The sequence below is a fragment of the Pelagibacterium sp. genome (assembly GCF_048264985.1).
GTDB lineage: Bacteria > Pseudomonadota > Alphaproteobacteria > Rhizobiales > Devosiaceae > Pelagibacterium.
Window position 1 is genome coordinate 253,465 of sequence record NZ_JBLXCL010000003.1, and the last position, 6,000, is coordinate 259,464.

Sequence of the window (6,000 nt, forward strand, 5' to 3'; positions counted from 1 at the left end):
GCGGTGCATGAGAGTAAGCCTCTCACTGCGAGCGGGTCTTTGCTTCATCAGAACCCACGTCAACTATCCGAAGCCGCGCGCGTACTTCAGCCATGACCCGGTTTAGCGTAGTCCTCGTCTCCGAATTGGCGTGCCCACGAGGCATGATCGTCGTGATGGTGCACGCCAACCCTCCAGATTCATCAAAGATCGGCAGCACGGCGGCCGTACCGGTGATGACAGCGTTCACGCTCCAAAATACATCCTGGGAACGCACCTTATCCAGCTCCGAACGCAGCCATTCCTGTGAAATGTCGATTCCTTCACCCGCCGCGAGAGCAAGCTCTTCTTCAAGCAATTGCCGGGTCTCATCTTCGGGCATCAACGCCAGGAAGACGAGACCAGTCGCCGATTGGGAAAGTGGCAGCGCGGTCCCGAGCTTTAGGGCCACGGGAAAGGCGTGTCTGCCGACCTCGCTTTTCACCAGAGTCGGACCGAGTTTAGTCCAAACGTATAGATTGCTGGTGTATCCCGTCGTATTGACGATCTCACCAATTGCCGCGTGCACTCCGGACAAATGGTCGTAGCGACGTAGGGCGGACATGCCGATTTCGAACGCGAGCGGTCCGATGTCGTAAAGGCCCGTCTCATTAGACTGAATTAAGAGACCGTGATGCTTAAATCCTGCGAGGTAGCGGGAGAGTTTGTTGGGCGACTCCCCGCTCATACGCGAGATGTCCATTAAGCTCAGCTTGCCTTCATGCCGAGCAATAATCTTCAACAGAGCAAATGCGGTATCGAGCGCGGCGATGCGTTCTGGAGCGCGCCCCTCCCCACGCGGCCGACCGCGCGCCGGGAGGTTTCGTCCCTGATTGTCAGCGATGGTTTTCTCATTGAACGACATCGAACTCGCTCCATTTCTGTTCAATTCAGCGGTCGCTAGACAATCGAGAGATTCTGCTCGCCCATTCCAGTAATCCGCGTGCGAACCGTGTCCCCCTTCTTCAGAAAGGTCCCCGTTTCGGCCCCAACACCGGCAGGCGTTCCCGTCAGCACTATGTCTCCAGGGTGTAGTGTGACGTAGGTCGAAATGTGTGCGATCTGCTCCGCAATGCTAAAAAGCATGTGACGTGAGTTCGAGTTTTGCTTCAGTTCCGAATTAACCCAAAGTTGTATGTCGATGTTCTGCGGATTGCCGACGTTTGAGGCAGGTAGAATGATTGGGCCGAGCGGACAGGACTGCTCGAAGCTCTTATGGGCCGCCCAGTCATAGTAGAAGGTTGATCCGGGCTCGCCGTTCTCACGCACCATCCGATCACGCGCAGAAAGGTCATTTGCGATCATGTAGCCAGCGACATGATCAAGCGCATTTCTTTCTGACACATTCCGCGCCTGGAGGCCGATAACCGCAGCGATCTCCGCCTCCCAATCCAGGTTTGCGCACTCCAGGTTGATTGCGGCGTTTGGACCACAGACCGTGCGACCTGACTTCAAAAAGTGCCATGGTCGAAGGCCACGATCGTGAGGGTCCGGTTCCGTCGGTATTCCGCGGGCGCGCGCCATGTTGTCGACGTGGTCGCGGTAGTTCGCGCCAGCGCAGTAGATTGCAAGTGGCCGCTCCACCGGCGCGTGGATCGTTACCTCTTCCAATGGGACGCCGCTAGCTGCGGCAGCTTTGGCGGCTATTGGAAGTTCTTTCTCGATTTCGCTCCATTGTGCGAACAAGTCGATCATGTCTGCTCGCGGTGGCAGGGAAAAATACTGGGCGAGGTCGAGCACGTGCTGATCGACGAGCAGTCCCGGCTTGTGCCAACCACCACCGTCGTCAAACGTCACAAGGCCGTAGGAATTCATCGCGGCGCCTCCTGAGGAAAGCCGTACAGTTCGTGGGCACGCTCCGCGGAAACATAGCCCTCACGTACATCACTGATCACACTCTCTCGTTGGCGAAGCTGAGGATCCCCAAACCCGCCACCACCACCTGTTTCAATGCGAATTCGATCACCAGGCTCGAGAGCCATGTTTGAGGTCTTGCCGTTCTCAAGGATCTCCCAACCATCTGCGGTAGCTATCGACAGGCGATTTGCTGCACCCGGCTGCCCTCCCATCACGCCCCATGGGGCACAATGGCATCTCTCGATTGCCGTGCTGAGTTCCACCGGAGCAAGGGCACGAATTACGATATCGGCGCCTAGCCCTCCTCGAAACTCACCTGCCCCTCCGCTATCCTCCCGAAGGGCGTAACGCTCAATCAGAATGGGATATTTTGTCTCCACTTGTTCTGAGGGACTGTTGTGGGTATCGCCGTCGTTCGAACATACTGTCACTGGGTTTCCATCGGAAACTGCCGTGGCACCCCAGCCTCCTCCACTCGGACCGACAACCCCAACGAAAAAGCGGCCAGACCTGGGGTTGCTGCCGTGAAACTGGGCCACACAGAGATCTGCATGATGCCCGCCCGCCGTTAAATGCGGCACCGCTGGCGCGACCGCTTTAATGATCGTATCGACGACTGTCATCGGGATCGTCATCCACCACCGCATTGCGGCCGGACGTTTGGCGCTTATCGCAGTGCCCTGGGGGCATATCACTTTCAGACTGCGAAACGCGCCATCGTTAACCGGGTAGATATCGGGTGTGGTCAAGCATTTGAATGCAACCTGTGCGCAGGCAATGCCAGTTGCCCCCGCCGAATTATAGTACCCCTTAACTTGGGGAGAGACACCGGAAAGATCGACCGTCACCTCGCCATTAGCGACCTCCACGCGAACCCTTACGGGCAAACGCTCGCCAATAGAAACGCCGTCGTCGTCCATAAACGACTCGGCTTCATAGACACCGTCGGGAATTAGAGCGGCCTTTTCACGAGCCACCTTATCGCTGTGATCCATGATGTCTTCGATCGCAGCAAGTACGGTTTCATGTCCGTGACGTTGCAGCATCTCCAGCATGCGTTTCTCGCCCGTTTCGACCGCCGTCACTTGCGCCCTTAGATCACCCATCGCGTGATCAACCATGCGTACGTTGAGCTTGATGAAGGAGAGAAAGTCTTCGTTGATCTTTCCGCCGGACCGGAACTTCAGGATGGGCACCTGCACGCCCTCGGAGTAGATGTCAGTTGTCACCTCTCCCTTGCTGCCGCCAATGTCGATCCAGTGAGCCATGCAACAGGTGAAAGCAACGACTCGCCCATGCCAAAATACCGGCTTTGTCAGAGTAATGTGGTTGAGGTGGCTCCCCGTAATAAAGGCATCGTTGGTCACGAGGATATCGCCGGGATGGATGTTTTCGATTCCAAAGTGAGCGACTTTCGCCTTTACTGTTTCGGACATACCCCGAATGAAGCTTGGCAGGCCGAGACCAATGGAAATAGTGTCGCCTTCGACTGTGTAAAGGCCCACAGTAAAATCAAGCGCTTCATAGATGATCATGTTGTAGGCGGTGCGCGTGAGATTGATCTTCATCTCTTCGGTAAGGGCAATTACTCCATTGCGCACGATTTCTACCAAGACTGGATCGATATCCTGCCGCTGTTGCGAGATGGGGCTGGCGCCAACGCTCATTTGTTGTCTCCTACTTCGATGATGAGATTGCCGTATCCATCAATGACAACGCAGTCAGTCGGCCAAACCACAGTTGTAGAGGCGTGCTCCTCGATGAGAGCGGGGCCAGCAAATTCGTTGCCGGTTCGCAGGGCTGTGCGAACAAACACGGGCGTTTCAATGGTGCCATGTATCCCGAAGTGTACGGGTTTGGTTCTCGCAATCGCCTCAGCGTCAGTTCGAGGTCCGGAGTCCGGCAATCGATCCATCTGCGGTAGAGTCATCTTGCCAAATGCGGTTACGCGAAGGCTCACGAACTCCGCTTTTTCTTCAGGCGCGTTCGTCCCGTAGCGCTGCAGGTGTTCCGCATCGAATGCCGCCTTAATTGCGGCGACCGCATCCCCTGACCGGAATGCTGTTTCTGGCAAGTCGACCGAAACAGCGTGCTCTTGGCCGACATAACGCATGTCAGCAGACCTTACGAGTTTGATTGAGGTAACGCTGGCGCCTGCTTCAGATATCACCCCCTGCCCAGAGGTTTCGAGTTCAGTATATACTTCATCGATCGCACTTAGGTTATTGGATAGGGGCGCAAAGACGGAGCGGACGAAGTCGTAACGCAGTTCTGAGAAGAGCATGCCATAGGCAGAAAAATGGCCCGGTGAGGCGGGAATAATGACGCGTCGAACGCCAATCTCACGTGCAATCGCCGAGGCGTGTAGCGGACCTGCACCACCATACACGTACATAGCGAAGGCGGCTGGGTCGAGACCACGCTCGGTCGTAACCCCCTTGACGGCATAAGACATAGTGGTGGCTGCGATTTTGAGTATCCCCTCGGCAGCTTCTTGTACGCTCAGTCCGAGAGGATCCGCTATTTTCTCGCGAACGGCGCGCTCAGCAGCAGCGTAATCGAGCTTCATCGCCCCGCCGAGGAAGTGGTCCGGATCAAGACGGCCCAACACTAGGTTGGCATCAGTTACGGTTGGGTTCTCTCCGCCACGACCATAGCAGGCTGGTCCTGGCATGGATCCCGCACTACGAGGGCCAACGCGGAGCGCTCGCCCCTGCTCAACTCGAGCGATACTCCCGCCGCCCGTGCCGACTTCAAAGATATCGATCATCGGAATTTGAATTGGAAGATCGGAACCGTACGCCCCAATCCGAGCACTACTGGTCGTCAGCGGAGCGCCGTTCTGAATGAGACCGGCTTTTGCGGTCGTTCCGCCCATGTCGAATGCTATGGCGTCAGATTGTCCGGTTTGGCGACATATAGCTTGTACGCCAACGACTCCACCCGCGGGTCCAGACTCAAGCATGTTAACGCATTTCCGGCGGGCATCATCTACCGAGAATAAGCCGCCGGTGGACTGCACGGCGAGGAAGCTGCCCCCAAACTGTCGGTCTTGGAGCTTGTCTTCGATTTCGCCCAAGTAGCCCGCAACTCGCGGCCCCACATACGCATTTGCGGCGGTGGTGGAAGTGCGTTCGAACTCGCGGTATTCCTGCGAAAGTTCATGCGACGCGGTGACGAAAGCGCCGGGCATTTGTTCTTGTACTAGTTGTTTGACTCGCTGTTCATGAGCCGAGTTTTTGTATGAGTGAAGGAGGACAATTGCTACGGCCTCCACCTCCTCATCACGTAAAAACTTTATCGCCTCTAGGACACTGCTCTCGTCCAGAGGAGTTTCCACTGAGCCGTCAAACAGCAGTCGTTCATCAATCTCGCAACGCAGTCGCCGCGGGACCAACGGCTGGTGCTTCTTGAACTGCAGATTGTAGGCGTCGGGTCTGTTGATGCGCCCTATTTCGTAGATGTCGCGGAAGCCCCGCGTAGTTATGAGACCCGACTTCGCTCCGGTACGCTCGAGTAGGTTATTGATTACGACAGTTGACCCGTGAAGGAACAGAGTGGCCTTGGCTAACTCTACACCGGCATCATCCACGGTATGCTCAATTCCCTCTACCAAGGCGCCATACGTCGATAGCGCTTTGCCAAATGCAAGCACCTGTCCGTCTTCGTCAAATGCAGCCAGGTCCGTAAAGGTACCCCCAATATCAACCGCTATTCTCATGCGCTCCAGCCGTCACTCCAAATTATGCATTGTTCGTGAAATATTTCACGGATGATGTTTTGTCAACGTGGGTGAGCGCCGATTGGCTTCGCAAGAACTGATGCGAGAGCACCGGTGGTGATCCCCCTTCCGGGAGACAGTTCTTCCTCATGAGTATATGCCGTCTTTATCGAGTAGGCGGGGGGACATGGGGCCGTGGCCGATAATGCGATCGGACGAATAGCGACCACTACACGAGATATTACCAGGGTGTCTGGAAAGCGCCCTCATGCACGAACCCGCTTCGCGGGAGAGACGCGCGTGGTGAGACCTGATGGATTCGTCTGAGGCTCTGGGCAGCTAGAGGCTTGGGTCCGAACATGGAGTTCCTTTCAACAGGAGGAACTCACGATGACGACCTATCA

General features: G+C 56.1%; 4 protein-coding genes. All 4 read right to left on the reverse strand.

Going from position 1 to position 6,000, the window contains the following annotated elements; all coding sequences use genetic code 11:
• Positions 1–22: 22 nt before the first annotated feature.
• Genes ACN0TA_RS12815 through ACN0TA_RS12830 form a run of 4 tightly spaced genes read right to left on the reverse strand, consistent with a single transcriptional unit; the run spans position 23 to position 5,596 of the window.
• Positions 23–883: an IclR family transcriptional regulator gene (locus ACN0TA_RS12815; protein ID WP_417583505.1), complete on the reverse strand. Its 861-nt coding sequence runs from the start codon at positions 881–883 to the stop codon at positions 23–25.
• Between the two features lie 35 nt (positions 884–918).
• On the reverse strand, positions 919–1,833 hold the full coding sequence (locus ACN0TA_RS12820; protein WP_417583507.1) for a fumarylacetoacetate hydrolase family protein: 915 nt from the start codon (positions 1,831–1,833) through the stop codon (positions 919–921).
• Positions 1,830–3,542 carry a hydantoinase B/oxoprolinase family protein gene (locus ACN0TA_RS12825; protein ID WP_417583509.1) on the reverse strand — a complete coding sequence of 571 codons (1,713 nt, stop codon included), beginning with the start codon at positions 3,540–3,542 and terminating at the stop codon, positions 1,830–1,832. The genes ACN0TA_RS12820 and ACN0TA_RS12825 overlap by 4 nt, the downstream gene beginning before the upstream one ends.
• The gene (locus tag ACN0TA_RS12830) at positions 3,539–5,596 is read right to left on the reverse strand and encodes a hydantoinase/oxoprolinase family protein (RefSeq protein ID WP_417583511.1); all 2,058 of its coding nucleotides are present in this window, start codon (positions 5,594–5,596) and stop codon (positions 3,539–3,541) included. The genes ACN0TA_RS12825 and ACN0TA_RS12830 overlap by 4 nt, the downstream gene beginning before the upstream one ends.
• Positions 5,597–6,000 lie beyond the last annotated feature (404 nt).

Excerpts from the sequence above, each read along its gene's own strand:
- ACN0TA_RS12815 (WP_417583505.1), bottom strand. The coding sequence starts at position 883 with ATGTCGTTCAATGAGAAAACCATCGCTGACAATCAGGGACGAAACCTC.
- ACN0TA_RS12820 (WP_417583507.1), bottom strand. The coding sequence starts at position 1,833 with ATGAATTCCTACGGCCTTGTGACGTTTGACGACGGTGGTGGTTGGCAC.
- ACN0TA_RS12825 (WP_417583509.1), bottom strand. The coding sequence starts at position 3,542 with ATGAGCGTTGGCGCCAGCCCCATCTCGCAACAGCGGCAGGATATCGAT.
- ACN0TA_RS12830 (WP_417583511.1), bottom strand. The coding sequence starts at position 5,596 with ATGAGAATAGCGGTTGATATTGGGGGTACCTTTACGGACCTGGCTGCA.